General features: G+C 59.3%; 19 protein-coding genes and 1 pseudogene. 7 read left to right on the top strand and 13 right to left on the bottom strand.

The features are described from left to right. Positions 1 to 31 precede the first annotated feature (31 nt). Positions 32 to 1,153 (top strand): YbdK family carboxylate-amine ligase, encoded by a 1,122-nt coding sequence (locus IM295_RS12660; RefSeq protein ID WP_193066767.1) that lies wholly within the window; start codon positions 32 to 34, stop codon positions 1,151 to 1,153. Here IM295_RS12660 and IM295_RS12655 read toward each other — a convergent pair. The 3 genes from IM295_RS12655 to IM295_RS12645 all read right to left on the bottom strand — a co-directional run bounded on the left by IM295_RS12655 (position 1,104) and on the right by IM295_RS12645 (position 8,104). Next, positions 1,104 to 4,238: an efflux RND transporter permease subunit gene (locus tag IM295_RS12655; RefSeq protein WP_193066766.1), complete on the bottom strand. Its 3,135-nt coding sequence runs from the start codon at positions 4,236 to 4,238 to the stop codon at positions 1,104 to 1,106. The two genes, IM295_RS12660 and IM295_RS12655, sit on opposite strands and share 50 nt — an antisense overlap. A 9-nt stretch (positions 4,239 to 4,247) precedes the next feature. Continuing rightward, on the bottom strand, positions 4,248 to 5,312 hold the full coding sequence (locus IM295_RS12650) for an efflux RND transporter periplasmic adaptor subunit (protein ID WP_028012255.1): 1,065 nt from the start codon (positions 5,310 to 5,312) through the stop codon (positions 4,248 to 4,250). An 83-nt stretch (positions 5,313 to 5,395) separates the two neighbouring features. Beyond that, positions 5,396 to 8,104 carry a cation-transporting P-type ATPase gene (locus IM295_RS12645; protein ID WP_193066813.1) on the bottom strand — a complete coding sequence of 903 codons (2,709 nt, stop codon included), beginning with the start codon at positions 8,102 to 8,104 and terminating at the stop codon, positions 5,396 to 5,398. A gap of 488 nt (positions 8,105 to 8,592) precedes the next feature. Here IM295_RS12645 and IM295_RS12640 point away from each other — a divergent pair, with 488 nt between their 5' ends. Then, entirely contained in the window at positions 8,593 to 8,841 is a 249-nt protein-coding gene (locus IM295_RS12640) for a DUF1158 domain-containing protein (RefSeq protein WP_041910998.1), read from the top strand. A 56-nt stretch (positions 8,842 to 8,897) separates the two neighbouring features. On the opposite strand, the gene IM295_RS12635 is transcribed toward IM295_RS12640, so the two are convergent. After that, positions 8,898 to 9,239 (bottom strand): RamA family antibiotic efflux transcriptional regulator, encoded by a 342-nt coding sequence (locus tag IM295_RS12635; RefSeq protein ID WP_028012253.1) that lies wholly within the window; start codon positions 9,237 to 9,239, stop codon positions 8,898 to 8,900. Positions 9,240 to 9,271: 32 nt separating this feature from the next. After that, a complete protein-coding gene (locus tag IM295_RS12630) occupies positions 9,272 to 10,375 on the bottom strand; it encodes a RomA family MBL fold metallo-hydrolase (protein WP_048960930.1) in 1,104 nt (367 codons plus the stop codon). Positions 10,376 to 10,565: 190 nt separating this feature from the next. Here IM295_RS12630 and IM295_RS12625 point away from each other — a divergent pair. The 3 genes and pseudogenes from IM295_RS12625 (at position 10,566) to nfsB (ending at position 12,287) form a co-directional block, all read left to right on the top strand. Next, positions 10,566 to 11,155, top strand: a pseudogene (locus IM295_RS12625) (TetR/AcrR family transcriptional regulator). Next, positions 11,145 to 11,513, top strand: a complete 369-nt coding sequence (locus tag IM295_RS12620; protein WP_028012250.1) for an MmcQ/YjbR family DNA-binding protein — start codon at positions 11,145 to 11,147, stop codon at positions 11,511 to 11,513. The pseudogene IM295_RS12625 and the gene IM295_RS12620 overlap by 11 nt, the downstream one beginning before the upstream one ends. 120 nt (positions 11,514 to 11,633) lie before the next feature. Then, a complete protein-coding gene (nfsB, locus tag IM295_RS12615; protein WP_047367650.1) occupies positions 11,634 to 12,287 on the top strand; it encodes an oxygen-insensitive NAD(P)H nitroreductase in 654 nt (217 codons plus the stop codon). Between the two features lie 27 nt (positions 12,288 to 12,314). Here nfsB and IM295_RS12610 read toward each other — a convergent pair whose 3' ends face one another. The 4 genes from IM295_RS12610 to IM295_RS12595 form a co-directional block, all read right to left on the bottom strand. Further along, positions 12,315 to 12,917, bottom strand: a complete 603-nt coding sequence (locus IM295_RS12610; protein ID WP_045260722.1) for a hypothetical protein — start codon at positions 12,915 to 12,917, stop codon at positions 12,315 to 12,317. Positions 12,918 to 12,995: 78 nt separating this feature from the next. Next, entirely contained in the window at positions 12,996 to 13,283 is a 288-nt protein-coding gene (locus tag IM295_RS12605) for a helix-turn-helix domain-containing protein (protein ID WP_028012247.1), read from the bottom strand. Beyond that, positions 13,264 to 13,593, bottom strand: coding sequence for a type II toxin-antitoxin system RelE/ParE family toxin (locus IM295_RS12600; RefSeq protein ID WP_028012246.1), 330 nt, complete (start codon positions 13,591 to 13,593; stop codon positions 13,264 to 13,266). Before IM295_RS12600 ends, IM295_RS12605 begins: the two co-directional genes overlap by 20 nt. A gap of 139 nt (positions 13,594 to 13,732) precedes the next feature. Further along, positions 13,733 to 14,602, bottom strand: coding sequence for a helix-turn-helix transcriptional regulator (locus tag IM295_RS12595; RefSeq protein WP_193066765.1), 870 nt, complete (start codon positions 14,600 to 14,602; stop codon positions 13,733 to 13,735). Positions 14,603 to 14,709: 107 nt separating this feature from the next. On the opposite strand from IM295_RS12595, the gene IM295_RS12590 reads away from it, so the two are divergent. Together IM295_RS12590 and IM295_RS12585 are read left to right on the top strand one after the other, a co-directional pair. Continuing rightward, on the top strand, positions 14,710 to 16,146 hold the full coding sequence (locus IM295_RS12590; RefSeq protein ID WP_193066764.1) for an MFS transporter: 1,437 nt from the start codon (positions 14,710 to 14,712) through the stop codon (positions 16,144 to 16,146). Positions 16,147 to 16,211: 65 nt separating this feature from the next. Then, the gene (locus IM295_RS12585) at positions 16,212 to 17,456 is read left to right on the top strand and encodes a mechanosensitive ion channel family protein (protein ID WP_041911005.1); all 1,245 of its coding nucleotides are present in this window, start codon (positions 16,212 to 16,214) and stop codon (positions 17,454 to 17,456) included. Here the strand turns inward: IM295_RS12585 and IM295_RS12580 are convergent, their stop codons facing one another. The 4 genes from IM295_RS12580 to IM295_RS12565 form a co-directional block, all read right to left on the bottom strand. Next, on the bottom strand, positions 17,457 to 18,428 hold the full coding sequence (locus tag IM295_RS12580) for a LacI family DNA-binding transcriptional regulator (RefSeq protein WP_045260719.1): 972 nt from the start codon (positions 18,426 to 18,428) through the stop codon (positions 17,457 to 17,459). A gap of 75 nt (positions 18,429 to 18,503) precedes the next feature. Beyond that, complete coding sequence (locus tag IM295_RS12575) at positions 18,504 to 19,646, bottom strand: Gfo/Idh/MocA family protein (protein WP_193066763.1); 1,143 nt, start codon at positions 19,644 to 19,646, stop codon at positions 18,504 to 18,506. Then, positions 19,639 to 20,664: a sugar phosphate isomerase/epimerase gene (locus IM295_RS12570; protein ID WP_045260717.1), complete on the bottom strand. Its 1,026-nt coding sequence runs from the start codon at positions 20,662 to 20,664 to the stop codon at positions 19,639 to 19,641. The genes IM295_RS12575 and IM295_RS12570 overlap by 8 nt, the downstream gene beginning before the upstream one ends. A 15-nt stretch (positions 20,665 to 20,679) precedes the next feature. Continuing rightward, a complete protein-coding gene (locus tag IM295_RS12565; protein WP_193066762.1) occupies positions 20,680 to 21,915 on the bottom strand; it encodes an MFS transporter in 1,236 nt (411 codons plus the stop codon). Between the last annotated feature and the right edge of the window lie 342 nt (positions 21,916 to 22,257).

Here is a 22,257-nt window from a genome sequence, read left to right as displayed (position 1 = left end):
ACTCAACACACAACAGACAACGGAGTGCGCCATGCCTTTACCTGATTTCAAATCCTCTGAACCGTTCACCCTCGGCATCGAACTCGAACTGCAGGTGGTTAACCCGCCGGGCTACGATCTGAGCCAGGACTCCTCTGCCCTCATCGCCGCCGTCAAAGACGACATCAAAGGCGGTGAAGTCAAACACGACATCACCGAAAGCATGCTCGAAATCGCCACCGGCGTGTGCCAGACCATTGACCAGGCGGCGGCGCAGTTCTCGGTGATGCAGCAGAGCATCCTGCGCGCGGCGGCGGAGCAGCACATCCAGATCTGCGGCGGCGGGACGCATCCGTTCCAGAAGTGGCAGCGTCAGGAGGTGTGCGACGACGAGCGCTATAACGTCACGCTGGAGCGCTTTGGCTACCTGATTTTGCAGGCAACGGTGTTCGGACAGCACGTGCACGTCGGCTGCCGGACCGGGGATGACGCCATTTATCTCCTGCACGGCCTGTCGCGCTTCGTGCCGCACTTTATCGCCCTAACTGCCGCCTCGCCGTACATGCAGGGCACCGACACGAAGTTCTCCTCGTCGCGTCTCAACATCTTCTCCGGGTTCCCGGATAACGGCCAGATGCCTTGGGTTAACAGCTGGCAGGAGTTCGAAGGGCTGTTCCGCCGCCTGAGCGCTACCAGCATGATCGACAGCATTAAAGATCTGCACTGGGACATCCGCCCCAGCCCGCACTTCGGTACCGTCGAGGTACGGGTGATGGATACCCCGCTGACGCTCGGCCACGCGATTAATATCGCCGGGCTGATCCAGGCGACGTCCCACTGGCTGCTGACCACGCGGCCGTATAAGCATCAGGAGCGGGATTTTCTGCTGTACCGCTTTAACCGTTTTCAGGCGTGTCGCTACGGGCTGGAGGGGGTTCTGACGGACGTGCATACCGGCGAGCACAAAACCGTGGCGGACGATATCGCCTGGCTGCTGGAGCAGGTTGCGCCGTCGGCCGAGAAGCTCGGCGCAACGAGCGCAATTAATGAAATTGCCCTGCTGTTAAAGCAGGGCAAGAGCGAGGCGCAGCGCATGCGGGACTTCATCGCTGACGGCGGCTCGCTTATTTCTCTGGTTCAGAAGCACTGCGAGCTGTGGGCGACGAGTCCGTAAGGCCGTGGCCCCACTCGCGCAGGCGCTGGAACAGCACGAACAGCGCGGGGATAAACACAATCCCTACCACGGTTGCCACCAGCATGCCGCTGAACACCGTGGTGCCAATGATGCGGCGGCTCTGGGCACCCGCCCCGGTCGCCAGCATCATTGGCAGGACGCCGATGATGAACGACACGGCGGTCATCATCACCGCGCGGAAGCGGCGCGATGCCCCTTCCCGCGCGGCATCGACAATCGCCATCCCGTCCATCCGCCGCGCGCGGGCGAACTCCACGATAAGAATCGCGTTTTTCGCCGCTAACGCGATCAGCAAGACCAGACCGATCTGCACGTACACGTCGTTGGCGTAGCCCGCCAGCCACAGCCAGACCAGCGCCCCGCCGATGGCGAACAGCACCGAAAGCATCACGCTCGCCGGGAGCGTCCAGCTCTCGTACTGGGCGACGAGGAACAGCCACGCCATCACCACCGCCGCCAGCACAATCCATACCGCCTGGTTGCCGGTTCGCTGCTCCTGATACGACATGCCGCTCCAGGCGTAGTCGTACCCGGCAGGCAGGCTCTGCGCCAGAATTTCGCCCATCGCCGCCATCGCGGTGCTGCTGCTTACCCCTTCCGCTGCTGAGCCGCTTACCGATACCGACGGGAACTGGTTGTACTGCTGGATAAATGGCGCGCCGACGGTCGGCGTGATGGTGACGAGGTTGCTCAGACGCACCCGTTCGCCGCTGTTGCTGCGCACGAACAGCTCGCTGATTTGCTCCGCGCGCTCGCGCCACTGCATCTCGTTCTGCATCACCACGTGGTAAACGCGGTTGTTGACGCTGAAATCCCCGGCGCGGGTGCCGCCGAAGGCGGTTTGCAGGCTGCTGAAGATGCGCGACACCGGCACGTCGAGCCGGGCCGCACGCTCGCGGTCAACGGTCAGCGTCAGCTGCGGCACGTTGCTGCTCCAGGTGGTGAACACGCGGCTCAGCTGCGGATGCTGGTTGGCTTTCGCCAGCACCTCACGCGTGACGCGCTCCAGCTCCGCCGGGCTCTGCCCCGCCTGCGCCTGAATGCGCAGGTCGAAGCCAGAGGCGTTGCCCAGCCCCGGCAGCGTCGGCGGCGCGAAGGTCATGATGGTAGCTTCCGGCAGGGCCAGCAGCTGGCGCTGAAGGGTGCCCATCACCTCGTCCAGCGGCGGGCGCTCGCTCCAGTCTTTCAGCATGATGGAGATAAACCCGCCGTTCGACGCGCTGGTACCATTGAGGATGTTAAACCCGGAGACCTGAATGACGTCTTCCACCGCCGGGTTTTTAGCGATCAGCTCGCGCGCGGTAGCCATCACCGCTTCGGTGCGCTCCAGCGAGGCCGCCTCCGGCAGCTGGACGCTGGCGAAGAAGTAGCCCTGATCTTCCTGGGGCAGGAAGCCCTTTGGCATCGACATAAAGCTGAACGCCACTACTGCCGCCGCGCCTGCGGTGGCCAGCAGCGCCAGCCAAGGACGGAGGTTGAACACGCTCACGATCCGGGTGTAAAGCGTGCGCGTGGCGTCCAGCCCACGGTTGAACCCACGGAAAATGGCGGCAGGCTTCGCCGGACGCGGGCGCAGTAGCATCGCGCAGAGCGCGGGCGTCAGGGTCAGCGCCACCAGGCTTGAGAGCGTGACGGCAGTGGAGAGCGTCACCGCGAACTGGCGGTACAGCTCGCCCACAATTCCCGGCAGGAGCGCCACCGGCACAAACACCGCCAGCAGCACCAGCGTGGTAGCAATCACCGGTCCGGCAATCTGGCGCAGCGCCAGCGCGGTCGCCGCCGTGCGGCTCTGCCCTTCCGCCATCAGGGTTTCGACGCTCTCAACCACCACGATGGCATCATCCACCACCATGGTCAGCGCCAGAATAATGGCGAACAGGCTCAGCGTGTTGGCGGAGTAGCCGAGCGCGTAGAGCACTGCAAAGGTGCCCACCAGCGACACCGGAATGGCGAGGGCGACAATCAGCGTCGCGCGCCAGCTTTGCAGGAACAGAGAAACGACCACCACAACCGCCAGCATGGTCAGCGCCAGCGAGACGCCAATCTCTTTAATGGTGGCGGCAACGAAGGTAGTGGTGTCGAATTTTACCTCGTAGACCAGGTCGTCCGGGAAGCGCGTCGAGAGACGCTCCAGCTCCGCGCGCACCGCGTCGGCCACGCGCAGGGCGTTGGCGGACGGCGTTGGGTAGATGCCAAGGTAAGCAGAGTCGTGCCCGTTCAGCTGCGCGCCGGAGCTGTAGCTGCGCGAGCCGAGCTCGATGGCGGCGACGTCCTTCAGGCGCACCAGCTGGCCCATCTCGCCCGCGCGGATAATGATGTCGGCAAAGTCGTCGGCCTGGCTTAAGCGCCCCAGCCCGTTGATGGTCAGGGTCTGCTGCTGGCCGTTGAACACCGGCGGCGTGCCCACCTGACCTGCCGCCCCCTGCACGTTCTGCTCGCGCAGCGCCTGCGCCACGTCATCGGTGGTCACGTTCAGGGCGTTCATGCGGTCCGGACGCAGCCAGATGCGCATGCTGTAGTCCCGCGCGCCAAACATCTGCACCTGTCCCACGCCCGGCAGACGCGACAGCGCCTCGCGCACCTGCGTGCTGGCGTAGTTGCTGACAAACAGCGGCGTGTGGGTGTTGTTCGGTGAGTAAAGGCTTACTCCCATCATCAGGTTGGTGGCGCGCTTGCGCACCTGTACCCCGTTTTGCTGTGCCTCGGTCGGCAGCTGCGCCACGGCCTGCGCCACGCGGTTTTGCACGTCGATGGCGGCGAGGTCCGGATCGGTCCCCGCCGCAAAGGTGATATTCAGGCTGTAGGTGCCTTCATCCGAACTGGTGGACTCCATATAGAGCATGTGATCCACCCCGTTAAGCTGCGTCTCCAGCGGCGTGGCGATGGCCTCCGCCACGTCAGCCGAGCTGGCGCCCGGCCAGCTGGCAGAGACATTCACCACCGGCGGGGTGATCTGCGGGTACTGCTCCACCGGAATGATCCTCAGCGCGATGGCCCCCAGCAGGGTGATGACCAGCGCAATCACCATCGCGAAGCGCGGGCGTTTGATGAAAAACGTCAGCATGATGGCTCCTTAATTGAGTATCTGGACGGCAGCGCCGGGCTGCACGCGCTGCGCGCCGTCGGTAATCGCTCGCTCACCGGGCTTCACGCCGGAGGCAATCTGAAACTGCTGGCCGATCTGGCCGGCCACGTTCAGCGGGCGCCTTTCGGCGTTGCCGTCGGCGTTAACCACCCAGGCGAAGAACCCGTCGCCGTTCTGCTGAACCGCGGCGGCAGGCAGCGTCAGCACCGGCTGCTCGCTCGCCGGACGCAGGTAGACGTTCACGTTGCCGCCGGGCAGCAGCTGGTGGCGCGGGTTAGCAAACTCGGCGCGCAGCATCACGCTGGCGGTGCGCGGGTCGATCCGGTTGTCCACGGAGGTAAGTTCCCCGCCGACGCGCTGGCCGTTGCTGTCGATCAGCGCCTGCCAGGCCTGCTTCATGGCGCTGATATCCGCGTGCTGTCCGACTTTGGTGGCAAACGCCCCCTCTTCCAGCGCAAAGGCGATGCGGATGGGATCGAGCTGCACCACCTCCACCAGCACGCCGCTGGCAGGATTCACCAGGCTGCCCACGTGGAACTGGCTGTGGCCCACGCGACCGTCAATCGGCGAGGTGATGCGGGTGTAGTTCAGGGTGACGCTGCGGGTGTCGAGCCGGGCTTTCGCCTGCTCCAGCGCGGCGCTCGCCACGTCGCGCTGCATGCGGGCGTTGTCCACGTCGTGACGGCTGATGGCGTTGCTGCTGCCCAGGCTTTCGAAGCGGGAAAGCTGCTGCTGCGCCTGACGCAGCGTGGCTTCAGCGCTTCTCACTTCAGCCTGCGCCAGACGCAGGGCAGCGCGCGGCTCGGCGTCGTCCAGCTCGAACAGCACGTCGCCTTTTTTCACGTACTGCCCGTCGCGGAAGTTGATTTTCGTTATCACGCCTTCCGTACGCGCGCGCAGCTCAACGGTGTGAATGGCTTCGATGCGGCCCGGGATCTGGCGCTCGGCGGCGTGGGCGGTCTGCTCCACGGTGGCGACGCGAACGGGGACCGCGGCGGCGAAGACGGGTTGCAGGGTACTGACAAGAAGGGCGAACAGGAGTGGAAGTTTCATGGGAGTACCTCAGCGTTGTTTCTCCCCTCACCCCGGCCCTCTCCCCAAAGGGGCGAGGGTTAGGGTGAGGGGTAAGATTTTCGTTATGCAGCCTTACGGAACCTGCGGGTCAGTCGCTTCTCGATTTCGACGACGAAGAACATCACCCCAGCCACCGCCAGCGTCACGAACCAGTAGCGCAGCGGCAGCGCTTCGGTGCCGAACAGCATCTGCATAAACGGCAGGTAGATAATGGCCGCCTGGAGCAGGAACAGTACGCCCGTCACCAGCCAGATCCCTTTGTTCGCCAGCAGGCCGCGGTTCAGGGAGAACCCTTCGGTGTTGCGGCAGTTAATCATGTACACCCACTGGGCGCAGACCAGCATCTGGAGCAGCACGGTGCGGATGAACTCCGCGCTGTGCCCGCGCGGGGCCAGCCAGGCTTCAAGCGCAAAGGCGGCGATGGCAATCATGGTGCCGACGAAGGCCACGCGCCACACGGCGTAGGCGTCCATTACGTGCTGCCCGGTCTGGCGCGGCGGGCGGCGCATGATGTTGCGCTCGGCGGCCTCAAAGGCCAGGCCGAAGGAGAGCGTGGCGGAGGTCGCCATGTTCATCCACAAAATCAGCACTGGCGTTAGCGGAATGATGTTCCCCGCCAGCAGCGCAATCACAATCAGCAGCCCCTGCGCCAGGTTGGTCGGCATGATGAACAGGATGGTTTTCTTCAGGTTGTCGTAAACGCGACGCCCCTCTTTCACCGCGCTGGCGATGGTGGCGAAGTTATCATCCGTCAGGACCATGTCTGCCGCCTCTTTGGTGACTTCCGTGCCTTTGATGCCCATCGCGATGCCGACGTCCGCCTGGCGCAGCGCCGGGGCATCGTTTACGCCGTCACCGGTCATGCCGACGATTTCACCTTTGTCCTGCAGCGCTTTCACCAGGCGCAGCTTATGCTCCGGGCTGGTACGGGCGAAGATGTCATACTTCACCGCCGCTTCCGCCAGCTCGGCGTCGTCCATTTTCTCCAGCTGATAGCCGGTGACCGCCTGCTCGCTGTTGCTGATCCCCAGCATCTGGCCGATGCTCATCGCCGTCTGCGGGTGATCGCCGGTGATCATCTTGACGCGGATCCCCGCCTGCTGGCAGGCGTTAATCGCATCAATCGCTTCCGGGCGCGGCGGATCCATCATTCCGGCGATGCCGAGGAAGATCAGGCCGTGGCTCAGGTCGTCGTGCGTCAGCTCCTGCCCGCCGTTCGCCGGCTTGAACGCCGCGGCGACCATGCGCAGCCCCTGACGCGCATAGCGCTCCATCTCCGTTTCCCAGTACGCGCGGTTGAACGCTTGCGCACCGTTACGCGTCTGCTGCTGGTTGCACAGGGCGAAAATGACGTCCGGCGCGCCGGTAATCAAAATCTGCTCCTCACCGCCAATCTGGTAGTGGGTGCTCATATACTTGTACTGCGAGTCGAACGGGATCTTGTTAACCAGCGTGGTCGCCACCGGCTCGAGGTGGGCCTTGGCCGCCAGCACCTTCAGCGCGCCCTCGGTTGGCCCACCGGTAATGCCCCACAGGCCGCGCTCGTCCTGAATCAGCTGGCTGTCGTTGCACAGGTCAACGGTGCGCAGATACTGCTCCAGGACGGTGCCTGGCTGGATCTGCACCGGCTCGTCGCTGCCTTCCAGGTAGATATTGCCTACCGGCTCGTAGCTGTTGCCGTCCACGCGGTAGCAGACGTCGGCGGTGATGATGGCTTTTACCGTCATCTCGTTCATGGTCAGGGTCCCGGTTTTATCCGAGCAGACCACGGTCATCGCGCCCAGCGTTTCAACCGTCGGCAGCTTGCGGATAATCGCCCGTTTGCGCGCCATCGCCTGCACGCCCAGGGAGAGGATGATGGAGATAATCGCCGGCAGACCTTCCGGTACGGAGGCAACCGCCAGGCTGATCAGGGAGAGCAGCAGCTCGCCCATCGGGATCTCGCGGAACATCAGGCTGAAGACGAACAGCGCGGCCATCATCGCCAGAATAATGACGAAGATGGCTTTACCGAGCTTGTCCATCTGCACCAGCAGCGGGGTACGGTGCTTTTCAATGCCCGCCATCATCTGGTTGATGTGGCCGAGTTCCGTATCCTTACCAGTCGCGGTGACCACGCCGACGCCGCCGCCCGCGCTCACGGTCGTTCCTGAGAAGACCATATTGGTGCGGTCTCCCAGCGGTAATTCGCCGCTCAGCGGATTCGTGTGTTTATCCACCACGGTGGACTCACCGGTGAGAATCGCCTCCTCCACGCGTAAATTATGCGCTTCGATTAAACGCATATCCGCCGGAATCCGATCCCCCGCGCGCAATACAATAATATCGCCCGGAACTATTTCCGTCGTCGGTATGGTTTCATGGCTGCCGTTACGAATAACGCGCGCCTCGCTGGAAAGCATATTGCGAATACTCTTTAGCGATTTTTCCGCGTTGCTTTCCTGAATGTGGCCAATTAGCGCATTGATGACCGCCACGCCCAAAATTACCAGCGTATCGACCCAGTGACCCATTACCGCCGTTAATACCGCGGCGGCCAGCAGGACATAAATCAGCACATCATTAAAATGGGCTAAGAAACGCAGCCAGGCGGGTTTACCTTTTTTCTCCGGCAGCGCGTTCGGCCCTGTTTTTTGCAGACGCGCCTGCGCCTCTGCACGATCCAGACCGCTGGCCTGGCTCTGCACGTGGGTAAGCACCTGCTCTGCGGTCTGCTGGTATGCCAGCCCGCCGGAAGGCGGCACGTTTGGGGAGTATTTTTTTTCAGTCATCATATTTTTCCTTCAATTTCCGGTGAACAGAAGCCTGAATTCCTTTCTGGCTTAAATAAATTGATTTTAAAGTCTTGCGGGTAAAATTGATCTACCGCAATATATTTACCACTGGGTTATTCAAAATTGATTAAAATTATTTCGACGAGCTGATTTTTACAAAATATTTCTAAACCAATCCTAAACGAGGGGGAACCATGTTTGGTATTTATCGCGGACGGCGCCTGGCGTTATACATTGTCGCAGCCATTGTTATTGCGACGTTAATTGGATATAGCACCTATATGTTTGTAAAATTATTTTCGTGATGCAGACATTTATTTACATAGCGCGATATTAATTTAATCATCAGGATTAAATTATTCTCCTTCCGCGCATTATTCTTCGGGGGAAGGAATTATTTAATTAAAAAAGGGCCGACGGGTTGATATTGCTTTACGTTAAAGGATGCCGGACAATGACATTTTTAACTGACGATTAACATTACGATGAAACACCCGTTGGAATCGCTGCTGACTGCGGGGGGCATTTTATTGATGGCCCTGATCTCTTGCTTACTGCTACCCGCGCCGTCGCTGGGTCTGGTGCTGGCGCAGAAGCTGGTTCAAACCTTTCATATGGTCGACCTGAACCAGCTCTACACCATTTTGTTCTGCGTGTGGTTTTTACTGCTCGGCGCTATCGAATTCTTCATCCTGCGTTTCGTCTGGCGCCGCTGGTTTTCACTGGCGTCGTAGGCCAATAAAAAAGCCGGGTAGCAGCGATGCCTTACCCGGCCTTTGTTTCGTCAATTTCAATGCGCCCGACTATGGTTCTCTTTGCGGTAAGCCCCGGGCGGCTGATGGAAGGTGCGGGTAAAGATGCGCGTAAACGTCTGCTGCGATTCAAAGCCGTAGCGCAGGCAGATTTCGTACACGCGCTCGTCAGATTCACGCAGATCCCGCGCCGCCAGCAGCAGCTTGCGCTCGCGGATGTAGCGCCCCAGGCTTTCGCCTTTGTACTGCATAAACAGCCGCTGTAAATGCCACTTGGAGTAACCCGCGTGGCGGGCGATCTCTTCGATGCGTAGCGGCTGGTGTAGGTTGTCATCGATCCATTCGACAATCGTATCAATGACCTGAGCGGAAATCGTCATGCTGCTCTCCCCCTCTGTTTCTTGGTTCAACATTATTCCCACCACTCACGAAATTGTTGCGTGCTATCGCTCACCCGGACCGGCTCACCCAGCTCCGGCGTCAGCAGCCGATAATTTTTGTCCTTGCTGGCCCGCGCCAGCTGGATCAGCGGATCGTTCCAGGTGTGTTTCGCCAGCACGAAGCGTCCGTTATGCCCCGGCACCACCGCTTTCGCATTGAGGTCCGCCGAGGCCTGCGCCGTTTCATCCGGCAGCATGTGGATGTACTTCCAGTCCTGGTCGTACTGGCCGTTTTCCATGATGGCTAAATCCACTTCGCCAAACTGCTCGCCGATGGCCTTAAAGTGCGGGCCATAACCGGAATCGCCGCTGTAGTAGACCTTCTGCTCTGGCGTGACAAACATGAAGCTGCCCCACAGGGTCTGGTCACGCTTAATGCCGCGCCCCGAGAAGTGGCGCGCGGGCAGAACATGAACCGTCAGCGCATCGCTGATGTGCACCGACTGGTTCCAGTCCCGTTCGTCGATAATTTCAGGCTTCATTCCCCAGTAGCGCAGGTGGGATCCCACGCCGAGCGGCGTGACGACGCGCTTCACCTTCGGCAGCAGCGCCCGGATGGTGGCATAGTCCAGATGGTCGTAGTGATCGTGCGAGATGATCAGCAGGTCGATTTCCGGCATGCTCTCCGCGCGCCACGGATACTCTCCCGCAAACGCTTTATTGAGGAACGAGAACGGCGCGGCGTAGTTGCCGAGGACCGGGTCGATCAGAATGCGTTTTCCCGCCAGCTGCATATACCACGAGGAGTGGCCGAGCCACACCAGCGTATCCTGCTCCAGAGGCAGGCTCGCCAGATCGGTTTTCACCAGCGGCAGCGGCTGCGCCGGACGAGCGTTTTCGGTTTTACGGGTCAGGAACTGCCACCACGCCACCAGCATGTTTTGCTGCCCGGTAAAGCCAGGCGTCGGGAGCGCGTTGTGGAACTTCCCGTCGCGATAGTGCGGAGAAGCCTCCACTTCCGTGAGCTGCGCACCCTGCGGCGGCTGGCCAAATCCGGCATTCAGAACAAACGGTAAACTCGCAGCTGAAGCAATAATCATGAGGAACACCACGCAGATGAAGAGAGGCTTTTTCATATCCTGACCCGAAAACGCGCGCCATCCGATGGTTTACGCGGGGGAAACTTGATTATGAGTGAGTAAGCACTCATTATAGATATGATGATAAAGTCGTCAAGCCGTTTTCGATCTTTGACATTCCGCGTTGCAGCGTGTCAAAACACGTGTTTCAATCAGGGTTTTTATAATTGAAAGGGGGAAAAATTTAGTGGCACGTCCGAAGAGTGAAGATAAAAAACAGGCCTTACTGGAAGCCGCGACGGTGGCATTTGCACAGTCAGGTATTGCCGCCTCAACGGCGTTAATTGCCCGTAATGCGGGCGTCGCTGAAGGCACGCTGTTTCGCTACTTTGCTACAAAAGACGATCTGCTGAATGCCCTTTACCTGCACCTCAAGCAGGATCTCTGCCAGACCATGCTGGCGAACCTCGATCGCACCCTCACGCTTCCTAAAGAGCATACCCGCAATATCTGGAACAGCTACGTGGACTGGGGGATTCGTAACCCCGTGGCGCATGCGGCGATCCGCCAGATTGGCGTGAGTGAAAAGCTGAGCGCTGAAACGGAACAGGCGGTGAAAGAGATGTTTCCGGAACTTCACGAGCTATGCCGCCGTTCGGTGCGCCCGGTGTTTATGTCCGATGAATTCAAAACGTTTGGCGATGCGCTTTTCTTATCGCTGGCGGAAACCACCATGGAGTTTGCCACCCGCGATCCGTCCCGCGCCACCGATTTTAAAGCGCTGGGTTTTGAAGCCATGTGGCGCGGCTGGCTCAGGAGGATAACGATGGACAGTAAATCCCTGCAGGCGCACGCAAAACGCGTCGCGCTGGAGATGCCTTTCACCGAACACTGCTGGCCGTTTGGCCCCGAGTACGACGTGTTTAAGGTGGGCGGGAAAATTTTTATGCTGATGGCCACCGCGCACGGACGCCCCCACGTTAGCCTGAAATCCGACCCGGAAAAATCCCTGTTAAATCAGCAGATTTACCGTGGCGTTGAGCCGGGCTACCACCTCAATAAAAAACACTGGATTTCGCTCTACGGCACCGAGGACATCACGCCAGAACTGGTCGCCGACCTGATCGAGGATTCGTGGAACCTGGTCGTCGATAAGCTGCCGAAAAAAGACCAGAAATGGATACGCCCTGCCTGATTGTTCGTCTGTGCCGAACAGTATAACCGCTCGAATCGCACTTATCTTTTGCCGCTTCGCGCGGTAATCTGCTCTCCTTTCGCGCCCGCGCACGGGCGAATTTCATTACCAGGAGTAGTCATGGATATCATTTCTGTCGCCCTGAAACGCCACTCTACCAAGGCGTTCGACCCAACCAAAAAACTGACCGCTGAAGAAGCGGAGAAAATCAAAACCCTGCTGCAGTACAGCCCTTCCAGCACCAACTCCCAGCCGTGGCACTTCATTGTGGCCAGCACCGAGGAAGGAAAAGCCCGCGTGGCAAAATCCGCCGCAGGCACTTACGTGTTCAACGAACGCAAAATGCTGGACGCCTCTCACGTGGTGGTGTTCTGCGCGAAAACCGCGATGGACGACGCCTGGCTGGAACGCGTTGTCGACCAGGAAGAGGCCGATGGCCGTTTCAACACGCCGGAAGCTAAAGCCGCGAACCATAAGGGCCGCACCTACTTCGCCGACATGCACCGCGTGGATCTGAAAGATGACGACCAGTGGATGGCGAAACAGGTTTACCTGAACGTCGGTAACTTCCTGCTGGGCGTGGGCGCGATGGGTCTGGACGCGGTACCGATTGAAGGCTTTGACGCGGCGATTCTGGATGAAGAGTTTGGCCTGAAAGAGAAAGGCTTCACCAGCCTGGTGGTGGTCCCGGTCGGGCACCACAGCGTGGAAGATTTTAACGCCACGCTGCCGAAGTCTCGTCTGCCGCTGAGCACGATTGTGACCGAGTGCTGATTCAAACGGGCCGCTGCACGCGGCCCGTTACGTTTTACTGATAACCAGCCTGCGGTGTGGATGTACATCGCGATCGCTTCCCCAGGCAAAGGCAATCCAGCGCTCTTCCAGCTCGGCGTAAGAGTTTACGGGCGTTAACGTCCATTCTTCTCCCACTGTACCGTCTGCCACGCTAATGCGATAGTTCATGGTGAACGCCCAGTCGATCATGCGCAGCCAGAACCGTTGCCCGTCCCCCGTTTGCTCGCTGTCGGAGACTACGATGTCGTATTCGCTGAGCACCCACTGGAAAAATAATTGCGGTAATCCGCTTATTACGCGCTGGTGGACGGCGCGCGGGGTGCGCCATACCATCACCTGCGTGGCGGCACCGTGGGGAAAGGTAATTTCTTTGTGAAATGTAAGCTTCACGGCATACGCCGTATAAGGCTTACCGTCATCGGTCGTCACGAGACGATATTCATCACCATAACGCGATTTTAAAAGCCGGTATCCGACAGGCAGCAAGAACCCCGGCAGATGAAAATCCGCAGTACCCCGCGCCAGAAATGCTTCGGTATGTTCGACGTTTCGGGAGATAAGCCCGAGTTTTTGGCTGAACTCTGCGGAATCAATCATTAGTGGCGACATTAGTTGTTTCTCATCGCATAAGTATAGTCAACTTAACTTCCAATAGAAATCGCGTAAATTCAGTAAGTTGATTAAGCGTCAATAGAGCGTAATCTGCGGATGCTTTATCCCGCACACCAGCGCATAACGCGTTAATGTATCGAGACTCGCCCGGGTAATATTCGCTTCCATTCTTGATACCGTTGGTGCGCTGACGCCCATCCGCTCCGCCACCTGGGCGCGCGTCAGGCCAGCATGATTGCGCCATTGCGCCAGCATCTCCCGCAAACGCTCCTTGCGCTCTTCTGCATCAAAGGAAGCCTGAACCTCTGAATCGCTTAACAGTTCAGCCCTGAGTTCATCCCAGTCAATAATCTTCTTGCTCATCCAACATCTCCTGTTGTCGCTTCAGTGCCAGACGAAGTTCAGCAGAGGGCGTTTTTTGCGTCTTCTTAACAAACACGCGCAAAAGAAAAATCGTCTTTTCCCGCTGGTAAACATAGATACCTCGGGTATGGATCAGCCCAACGGTCCTTATTTCAAACAGGCCATGCGGCAATGGTTTGCTGTCAGGTTCCCGAAGAGCCGTCGGGTTTAAACGCAATTTATCAAGCTGGCGAATCAGCTTCGCCTTCACCCCAGCAGGTAGTAAGAGAATCTCTTCCCTTACCGCCTCATGAACGATAAGTCTGAACACGATATTTCATCCCTGATGATATTAGCATATAAGGCAATTTGCATTAAAGGCTAATTTAGCTTTTCGTGTCCCACCTTACCCATTTTTAACAGGAAGAACCGGAGCCGCTTTGATTACCTGAAAGCGCCTCGCAAAAAACTTACTTCCCCTGCGCCGCCAGCCATTCCATCGCCCTTTCCCCCGCCTCATCCACCGGGAGATACACCAGTAGCCGCGATCCGTTTCGCGGCGCGGAGTACCAGTACATCTGCTGCAGCGTAAAATCTCCCAGTTCTGGATGGGTAAACAGCTTGAGCTGGTTCTCCACGCCGCGCACGTCGTTGCGCTGGTGCCACAGGGTTTTGAACTCTTCGGACACCGCGAAGAAGCGCGCCAGTTTGGCTTCCCACAGCGGGTCGCCCCGGTGCTCGGCCATCGCCGCGCGGAAATAGGAGACGAAAATCGGCAGCACGTCGTCGCGTCTGCCGAGACGCGCGCGCCACGCCGGATGGGTAAGGAACAGATAAATACAGTCGCGGTCTTCCGGCGGGATGGCGTTGAAATCGACGCCCATGAGATGCCCGAAGCTGTCATTCCACGCGACGATGTCGAAGTTGGGCTTCTGAATGCTGGCGGGTTTAGGCATCAGGGTATCGAGCAGGCGGCGCGTGCCTTCGCTGATGCCCTCGCAGCAGACCGCCTGCGGGGCTTCACCCGGCGGCAAGCCGGCGAGCACGAAAAGATGCCGGGCCTCGGTCGGGGTGCACTGCAGCGCTTTTGCGATGGCGGCCATCACTGCGCTGGAGGGGTTGACGTCCCTGCCCTGCTCAAGCCAGGTGTACCAGGTCACGCCCACGTCAGCGAGCATCGCCACCTCTTCCCGGCGCAGGCCCGGCGTGCGCCGCCGACCGCTGCGCGGCAGGCCGAGACGCTGGGGATCGAGGCTTTCCCGCCGGGCACGTAAAAATGCCCCCAGCTGTTTTCGGGTGTCATCCTGAAGTGAGGTGACGGGTTCAGACATCAAGGCCATAAATCCCCCTGCATGGTAGTGCCAGTACCAGTATAAGCAAGAACTGGTACCCGTTTATCAGATGGTTGATGCTACGACCATCTGATGAATGACGCAATGGAGTTACCATGAATACGTCAGTTGTTTCACCGGGTCGCGCAGGCCTGATATTGCTGTTAACCGGCCAGATGCTGCCGATGATTGATACCTCAATCACCAACGTGGCGCTGGACGCCATCACCCACTCGCTGCATGCCACCGCTACCGAGCTGGAGCTCATTGTCGCTCTCTACGGCGTGGCCTTTGCCGTCTGCCTTGCGCTCGGCAGCAAGCTGGGGGATAACCTTGGCCGCCGTCGCCTGTTTATGTGGGGCGTGGCCGTTTTTGGGCTGGCCTCGCTGCTGTGCGGGATGGCGGGAAATATTGAACAACTGCTGGCCGCACGCATCGTTCAGGGCGCGGGGGCAGCGCTCATCATGCCGCAGATCCTCGCCACGCTGCACGTCACGCTAAAAGGTAGCGCCCACGCGAAAGCCATTAGCCTGTTTGGCGGCATTGGCGGGATTGCGTTTATCGTCGGGCAGATGGGCGGCGGCTGGCTGGTGTCGGCGGATATCGCCGGGCTGGGCTGGCGTAACGCCTTCTTTATCAACGTGCCGATTTGTCTGGTGGTGCTGGCGTTAAGCCGCCGCTACGTGCCGGAAACCCGTCGTGAAACACCGTCGCGCATCGACTGGACAGGCACCGTGCTGCTGGCCCTCATTCTTTGCTGCCTGCTGTTCCCGATGGCGCTCGGTCCCCAGTGGCACTGGCCGTGGTCGCTGAAGGTTATGCTTCTTGCCATTATTCCGCTGGCCTGGCTGATGGCGCGAAACGCGCGCAAAAAGGAGCGAGAGAATGCCCATCCGCTGATCCCGCCACGCCTGCTTCAGCTTCGCAGCGTTCGCTTTGGCATCGTGATTGCGCTGCTCTTTTTCAGCGTCTGGTCCGGGTTTATGTTCTGTATGGCGCTGACCATGCAAACCGGTCTGGGGATGGCGCCGTGGCAGTCCGGGAACAGCTTTATCGCCTTGGGCGTGACCTATTTTATCTCTGCCTGGTTCGCGCCGCGGTTGATTGCCCGCTACAGTACCAGCACGATTCTGCTGACGGGTCTGGCAATTCAGATAATCGGCCTGCTGGCGCTCATCGCGACGTTCCGGATTTGGGGCGTAAACAACACCGCGCTGACGCTGGCCCCTGCCACCGGGCTGGTGGGCTACGGTCAGGCGCTGATTGTAAACAGCTTCTACCGCATCGGGATGCGCGATATCCAGCCTGACGACGCAGGGGCCGCAAGCGCCATTCTCAGCACGCTGCAGCAGGCCGCGCTGGGTCTGGGACCGGCCATTTTCGGGGCGATTTTGCTGCACGGGCTGCAGCATTACCACGGGGATTACGCGCAGGCGATTACCCTTTTCCTGGCGGTGGAAACCTGCCTGATGGTTATCCTGGCGCTGGCGACGCTGCGCATGCGTCATCGTCTCTGCCTGCCGGTAGTGAAGGTCTGTGAGGCCGCCAAATAACCCTGTGAATTTGCATAATAGATCCGCAGCCGCCATTATGGGGCTGCAACAATACAGGAGACGTTATGCAGGAATTAATTGCTCAGGTTGAAGAGTTAGGGATTGAAATTAATCACACCACCTCTTTAGTGATTATCTTTGGTATTATTTTTCTCACCGCCATCATTGTTCATTTTATTTTGCACAAACTGGTGCTGCGCGCATTCGAGAAACGCGCGCAGGCCAGTAGCCATTTATGGCTGCAAATCATTACCCAGAATAAATTATTTCACCGTCTGGCCTTTACCCTGCAGGGGATAATCGTCAACGTTCAGGCGGTACTGTGGTTGCAAAAAGGCAGCGAAGCGGCGGAAATACTCACCACCTGCGCGAAGCTGTGGGTGATGGTGTATGCCCTGCTCTCCTTCTTCTCGCTGCTGGACGTGATATTTAATCTGTCGCAAAAGATGGCGACCGCCTCGCAGCTGCCGCTGAAGGGGATCTTCCAGGGCATCAAGCTGGTGAGCGCTATCCTGGTGGGGATATTGATTATCTCCCTGCTGATCGGCCAGTCCCCGGCGATTCTGATCAGCGGTCTGGGTGCGATGGCCGCCGTCCTGATGCTGGTGTTTAAAGACCCGATACTCGGCCTTGTGGCGGGTATTCAGCTTTCCGCCAACGACATGCTCAAGCTCGGCGACTGGCTGGAGATGCCGAAGTACGGCGCTAATGGTACGGTGACGGACATCGGCCTGACGACCGTTAAAGTACGCAACTTCGATAACACCATCACCACCATTCCGACGTGGGCGCTGGTCTCCGACGCCTTTATCAACTGGAGTGGGATGTCCGCCTCCGGCGGGCGACGCATCAAGCGCAGCCTGAATATCGATACCACCAGCATTCATTTTCTCGACGAGCAGGAGCAGCAGAAGCTGATTCAGGCAAAACTGCTGAAGCCTTATCTGGCCGCGCGCCATGAGGAAATTAGCCTGTGGAATCAGCAGAACGGCGAAGGGGAATCGGTATTAAACCTGCGCAAGATGACCAATATCGGCACCTTCCGCGCTTACCTGAATGAATATCTGCGTAATCATCCGCGTATTCGTAAAGATATGACGCTGATGGTGCGCCAGCTGGCGCCGGATGCCAACGGGCTGCCGATTGAAATATATGCCTTTACCAATACGGTAATCTGGGCGGAATACGAAGATATTCAGGCCGATATTTTCGACCATATTTTCGCGGTAGTGGATGAGTTTGGCCTGCGTATTCACCAGTCGCCGACCGGGAACGATATTCGCTCCCTGGCAGGCGTTATTGCCAGATAATCAGGTGCTGGCGCGGGAAATAAAGCGCCAGTCCATCATTACCCTTTCCGTGGGCGCATCCGGGTTGTCGATTTTGTTTAAGAGAAGATTGACCGCCTTGCGCCCGATATCCCGCGACGGCTGTTCGATGGTGGTAAGTGAAATCATGTCCGCCAGCTCCGTACCGTCAAAGCCGACCACGGCAATATCCTCCGGCACCCGCAGACCTGCCTGCTGAATGGCGCGCAACGCGCCCGCCGCCAGCGTATCGGAAACGGCAAATACCGCATCCGGGGGATTATCTTTTAACAGGTTTTGCATCGCCGCCATGCCCGCCCCGGAGCTGAGATCGCTGGCATACTCCACCGCCTGATAGTCCAGATCCCGCAGGTGGATCACGCTCTTGTAGCCGCGTTCGCGCAGGCGGGCATATTTGTAGCTGAGATCGTGGTTGATCATCGCGATACGCTTGCGGCCGTCGTCGGCCAGCTGGCTAACGGCATGCTGTGAAGCGTCCACATCATTGATGCCGACGCAGGAGACCGCGCCCGCATCGGCGTATTCGGCGCACTGCACCCACGGTGCAGAACCAATCAGCGCGGCAAGTTCCGGCAGCTTCGAGAAGGCGTCCATGGTGATAATGCCGTCGACGATTTTGCCGGAGAGCAGGCTCAAGCCCGAGCGGGAGCGCTCGATGTCCGAGCCGGAGTTGCATAGCAGAATGCGGTAGCCGTTTTTCTCCGCCTCGGCTTCGATGCCCTTCACCACTTCAGCGCAGAACGGGTTGGCGATGTTGGACACCATCACCAGGATCATATAGCTGCGGGCGGTGCGCAGCTGACGGGCGAGCAGGTTTGGCTGGTAGTTGCTCTCCTGAATCGCCTGCAGAACGCGCTCGCGGTTTTTCGCCTTCACGGTGTCGCTGTTATTCAGCACGCGAGACACCGTTGCCACGGAGACCCCGGCCAGCTGAGCGATTTTCTGAATTGACATAGCGACGATACATCCTGCGGTTAGCGTTTTGTGCAGGCTACCATAAATTTGTTGCCCGGCGAACCGGGCAATGCGTCAGCATTCCACGCGTACCCAGCGCTGTTGCTGATGGCTTTTCACAATGGCATCAATGATATACATCACGTTTGCGCCATCGTGAAACGTCGCAAACTGCGGCGTCTCCGGCATTGCGCCCGCCTGCACGGCGCGGTAGAACTGCGCCATCATATTTTTGAAGGCATCCGGCCAGCCTTCAATATGCCCGCCAGGGAAATGGGCGCTGTCGGCAACGTCAGGGTTCATCAGCTCCGGATCGTCGGTGAGCGTCTGGTTTGCCTGCGCACGATGGCCGATCCACAGCTGCTGCGGCACCTCCTGGTCCCACGCCAGCGAGAGCTCGCTGCCGTTGATCTCAAACGTCAGGCGGTTTTTACGCCCGGCGCTCACCTGCGAGACGCTAAAGCAGCCCTTGCTGCCGTCGTCAAAGCGGAACAGCACCGAGCCGAAGTCTTCGGTCGTGACTGGTTTGTCTTCATACTCCGCCTGTTCGTCATGGGAGAAGGTTTGATTCCCGCCCTTGCTGGCCCTGCGCGTCGGCCAGACGATGGATAAATCAGCCATCACCTCGGTAATGCGCCGCCCGGTGACGAACTGCACCGTGTCGCACCAGTGGGAGCCGATATCCGCCACCGCGCGCGATGCGCCGCCGAGCGCGGCATCCACCCGCCAGTTGTAGTCGGTTTCCAGCAGCATCCAGTCCTGTAGGTAGCTGCCGTGTGAGGCAAAAATCCGCCCGAGGCTGCTTGCGCGCAGCATGCTCGCCGCCTGACGCACCATCGCAAACTGGCGATAGACGAAGCTCACGCCATGCACCACGCCCGCCTGCTCCGCCAGCGCCACCAGCTCGCGCGCCTCCTCAGGCGTCATGCACAACGGCTTTTCGGAAAACACGTGCTTGCCCGCGCGCAGGATCTGGCGGTTAACCTGTGCGTGCAGGTGGTTCGGCGTGCAGTTGTGCACCACGTGCAAATCAGGGTGCGCGAGCAGCTCCTCAACGCTGCCGTACGCGTGCGGTACGTTTAGCAGGCGCGCCTTTTCCTGCGCCTTAACGAGCGAGCCGTCGCACAGCGCGACCACCTGAACAAACCCGAGGCGCCTGAGCGCCTCGATATGCGCCGGGCCAATAAACCCGCTGCCGACGATCCCGACGTTAATCATGACTGCCCCCTGCGGCGAAATCATCAAACGCCCGTCCGGAAACGGGAATGATATGGCGGCGGATAAATTCGCTGCCTTCGCGCGCGCCGGTATCGCCATCCTTCAGGCAGCACTCCCACTCCAGCACCGCCCAGCCGTCGTAGTCGTACTGGGTCAGCTTGCTGAAAATGCCCTTAAAGTCGATCTGCCCGTCACCGGGCGAACGGAAGCGACCGGCGCGGTTGATCCACGGCTGGTAGCCGCCGTACACGCCGCTGCGCCCGCTGGGGCGAAACTCGGCATCCTTCACGTGGAACGCCTTGATGCGCGCATGGAAGATGTCGATAAAGGCCAGATAGTCCATCTGCTGGAGCAGCATATGGCTCGGATCAAAGAGGATGTTGCAGCGCGGATGGTTATCCACCAGCGCCAGAAAACGCTCGAAGGTCACGCCGTCGTGCAGATCTTCCCCGGGATGCAGCTCAAAGCAGACGTCCACCCCCTGCTCGCCAAAGGTATCCAGTATTGGCCGCCAGCGGGTTGCCAGCTCCTCGAACGCTTCCTGAAAACGCTGCTCGTTATGCGGCGGCCACGGATAGAAAAACGGCCACGCCAGCGAGCCGGAGAAGGTGGCGTGCGCTTTCAGACCTAATCTTGCCGAGGCGACCGCCGCCTGCTTCAGCTTCTCCGTGGCCCACGCCCGACGCGCAGCATCGTTACCGCGCACTGATGCGGGCGCGAAGTGGTCAAACGCGTCGCTGTAGGCGGGGTTCACCGCCACGAGCTGCCCTTCCAGATGGGTAGACAGCTCGCTGATAACCAGCCCGTGCGCGGCCAGCGTAGCGGCGATGTCATCGCAGTAGGCCTGGCTCTCCGCCGCTTTCTCGACGTCAAAGATGTGCGGATGGTTGCAGGGGATCTGCACCGCCTTATAACCTTTACCTGCCGCCCATTCAGCCAGCCCGTCGAGCGAATTAAACGGCGCTTCTGCGCCAATAAACTGCGACAGAAAAATGCCGGGTCCTTTCATCGTCCTCATACCACCTCCTGAACGTTACGCCTTGTCATCGTCATACTTAAACGTGAGAAGGAAAATCAGCGCGATCGCCGCGGCCGCTACCGCCGGGATCCACCAGAATGTCACCCACGCCTGCGGCACGGTCTGCCCTGCCACCAGGCGGTTATAGAGCGCGCCGGAAATTTGCGAGCCAAGCAGCATGCCGATGCCGTAGGTGAACATCACGATCATGCTCTGGGCCTGGCCTTTCACCTTTTCGCCTGCCACCCGGTCGGTGTAGATAAAGCCGACGACAAAGAAGAAATCGTAGCAGACACCGTGGAGCAGAATGCCGAGATACAGCAGAATGCGCCCCTCCTCGCTGACGCCCAGCGCGAACATGGCGTAGCGCACGAACCACGCCAGCATGCCGATCAGCAGCATGACCTTCACGCCCAGACGGCGGAACAGCAGCGGAATGACCAGCATGAAGACGATCTCGGACATCTGCCCGAAGGACATGGCGGTGCTGACGTCGGCAATTCCTGCATCCGCCAGATACGAGGCGGTGTAGGCGTAATAGGTGCCGAGCGGGACGGAGATCAGCATCGCGCAGACGGAGAAGACGAAAAAGTGGCGGGTTTTGAGCAACGCGAACGCATCCGCGCAGAAGAGATCGCGCACCTTCACCGGCAGGCCTTTCGCGGGCGCAGGCGTGTGCGGCAGCGTCAGGCTGTAAAGCGCCAGCAGCACGGAGCTGGCCGCCGCTACCTTAAAGATGGTAACGCTGGACGCCACGCCGGTGACGCCGATGAAAATGCCCGCCACGATCCAGCCGATGGTGCCGAACACGCGCACCACCGGGAAGGTTTTATCCACGTTCGCCAGGCTATGGAACGCGATGTTGTTGGTCAGCGCCAGCGTCGGCATGTAGCAGAGCGTGTAGCCAAACAGCAGGCCAATCAGCAGCGCGCCGTTCTCGGCAATCAGCGCCCCCGGCACGAACCAGAGGATCGCCGCGCCCGCGAGGTGCATCACCGCCATCACCTTCTGCGAGGCGAAGAAGCGGTCCACCAGCATCCCGAGCACGAACGGCGAGAGAATCGAGGCGATTGGCCCGGCGGAGAACGCATCGCCAATCAGCAGAGACATGTTGTGCTGGGTCATCACCAGGCCGAGCGTGACCGACCAGCTACCCCAGATAAAAAATTGCAGAAACATCATCAGCGACAGCCGCGGCACCAATAGCCGGTGCTGCACTATCGCCTTTTCACTACTTTCAGTTGACACCATGATAAGCCTCACCCGGAAAAAGTAATCGATTACAAAACAGTTCAAATAAAAAGTAATCGATTACAAAATAAAGATCCTGTGGATCGTAGAAGATTTGGGAGGGGGGTCACGATAAAGATGAAGCAGTGTTTTGTAGGCCCGGTAAGCGCAGCGCCACCGGGCGTGAAGGCAGGTGCGGTCTGGTTTGGTGCGGTCTGTTGCCCTCACCCCGGCCCTCTCCCACAGGGAGAGGGAGAAAAAACGTACGCCGGGTAAGCGCAGCGCCACCCGGCATAAAACTTAACTAAACCAGCTGCCAACCCAGCTATGGAATTTCATCAACAACAAATCCCACATCACGCG

It is taken from the genome of Enterobacter cloacae complex sp. P14RS (assembly GCF_014895895.1).
GTDB classification, from domain to species: domain Bacteria; phylum Pseudomonadota; class Gammaproteobacteria; order Enterobacterales; family Enterobacteriaceae; genus Enterobacter; species Enterobacter bugandensis.
The sequence above is the reverse complement of the archived record's forward strand: the minus strand, read 5'-3'. Positions and strand labels throughout refer to the sequence as shown.

What these genes read in the sequence shown, in the direction of transcription:
- IM295_RS12630 (WP_048960930.1), bottom strand. Translation starts at nt 10,375, where the DNA reads ATGAAAAAGCCTCTCTTCATCTGCGTGGTGTTCCTCATGATTATTGCT.
- nfsB (WP_047367650.1), top strand. Translation starts at nt 11,634, where the DNA reads ATGGATATCATTTCTGTCGCCCTGAAACGCCACTCTACCAAGGCGTTC.
- IM295_RS12605 (WP_028012247.1), bottom strand. Translation starts at nt 13,283, where the DNA reads ATGAGCAAGAAGATTATTGACTGGGATGAACTCAGGGCTGAACTGTTA.
- IM295_RS12635 (WP_028012253.1), bottom strand. Translation starts at nt 9,239, where the DNA reads ATGACGATTTCCGCTCAGGTCATTGATACGATTGTCGAATGGATCGAT.
- IM295_RS12565 (WP_193066762.1), bottom strand. Translation starts at nt 21,915, where the DNA reads ATGGTGTCAACTGAAAGTAGTGAAAAGGCGATAGTGCAGCACCGGCTA.
- IM295_RS12585 (WP_041911005.1), top strand. Translation starts at nt 16,212, where the DNA reads ATGCAGGAATTAATTGCTCAGGTTGAAGAGTTAGGGATTGAAATTAAT.
- IM295_RS12590 (WP_193066764.1), top strand. Translation starts at nt 14,710, where the DNA reads ATGAATACGTCAGTTGTTTCACCGGGTCGCGCAGGCCTGATATTGCTG.
- IM295_RS12650 (WP_028012255.1), bottom strand. Translation starts at nt 5,312, where the DNA reads ATGAAACTTCCACTCCTGTTCGCCCTTCTTGTCAGTACCCTGCAACCC.
- IM295_RS12580 (WP_045260719.1), bottom strand. Translation starts at nt 18,428, where the DNA reads ATGTCAATTCAGAAAATCGCTCAGCTGGCCGGGGTCTCCGTGGCAACG.
- IM295_RS12620 (WP_028012250.1), top strand. Translation starts at nt 11,145, where the DNA reads ATGGACAGTAAATCCCTGCAGGCGCACGCAAAACGCGTCGCGCTGGAG.
- IM295_RS12575 (WP_193066763.1), bottom strand. Translation starts at nt 19,646, where the DNA reads ATGATTAACGTCGGGATCGTCGGCAGCGGGTTTATTGGCCCGGCGCAT.
- IM295_RS12570 (WP_045260717.1), bottom strand. Translation starts at nt 20,664, where the DNA reads ATGAGGACGATGAAAGGACCCGGCATTTTTCTGTCGCAGTTTATTGGC.
- IM295_RS12655 (WP_193066766.1), bottom strand. Translation starts at nt 4,238, where the DNA reads ATGCTGACGTTTTTCATCAAACGCCCGCGCTTCGCGATGGTGATTGCG.
- IM295_RS12595 (WP_193066765.1), bottom strand. Translation starts at nt 14,602, where the DNA reads ATGGCCTTGATGTCTGAACCCGTCACCTCACTTCAGGATGACACCCGA.
- IM295_RS12640 (WP_041910998.1), top strand. Translation starts at nt 8,593, where the DNA reads ATGAAACACCCGTTGGAATCGCTGCTGACTGCGGGGGGCATTTTATTG.
- IM295_RS12645 (WP_193066813.1), bottom strand. Translation starts at nt 8,104, where the DNA reads ATGACTGAAAAAAAATACTCCCCAAACGTGCCGCCTTCCGGCGGGCTG.
- IM295_RS12610 (WP_045260722.1), bottom strand. Translation starts at nt 12,917, where the DNA reads ATGTCGCCACTAATGATTGATTCCGCAGAGTTCAGCCAAAAACTCGGG.
- IM295_RS12660 (WP_193066767.1), top strand. Translation starts at nt 32, where the DNA reads ATGCCTTTACCTGATTTCAAATCCTCTGAACCGTTCACCCTCGGCATC.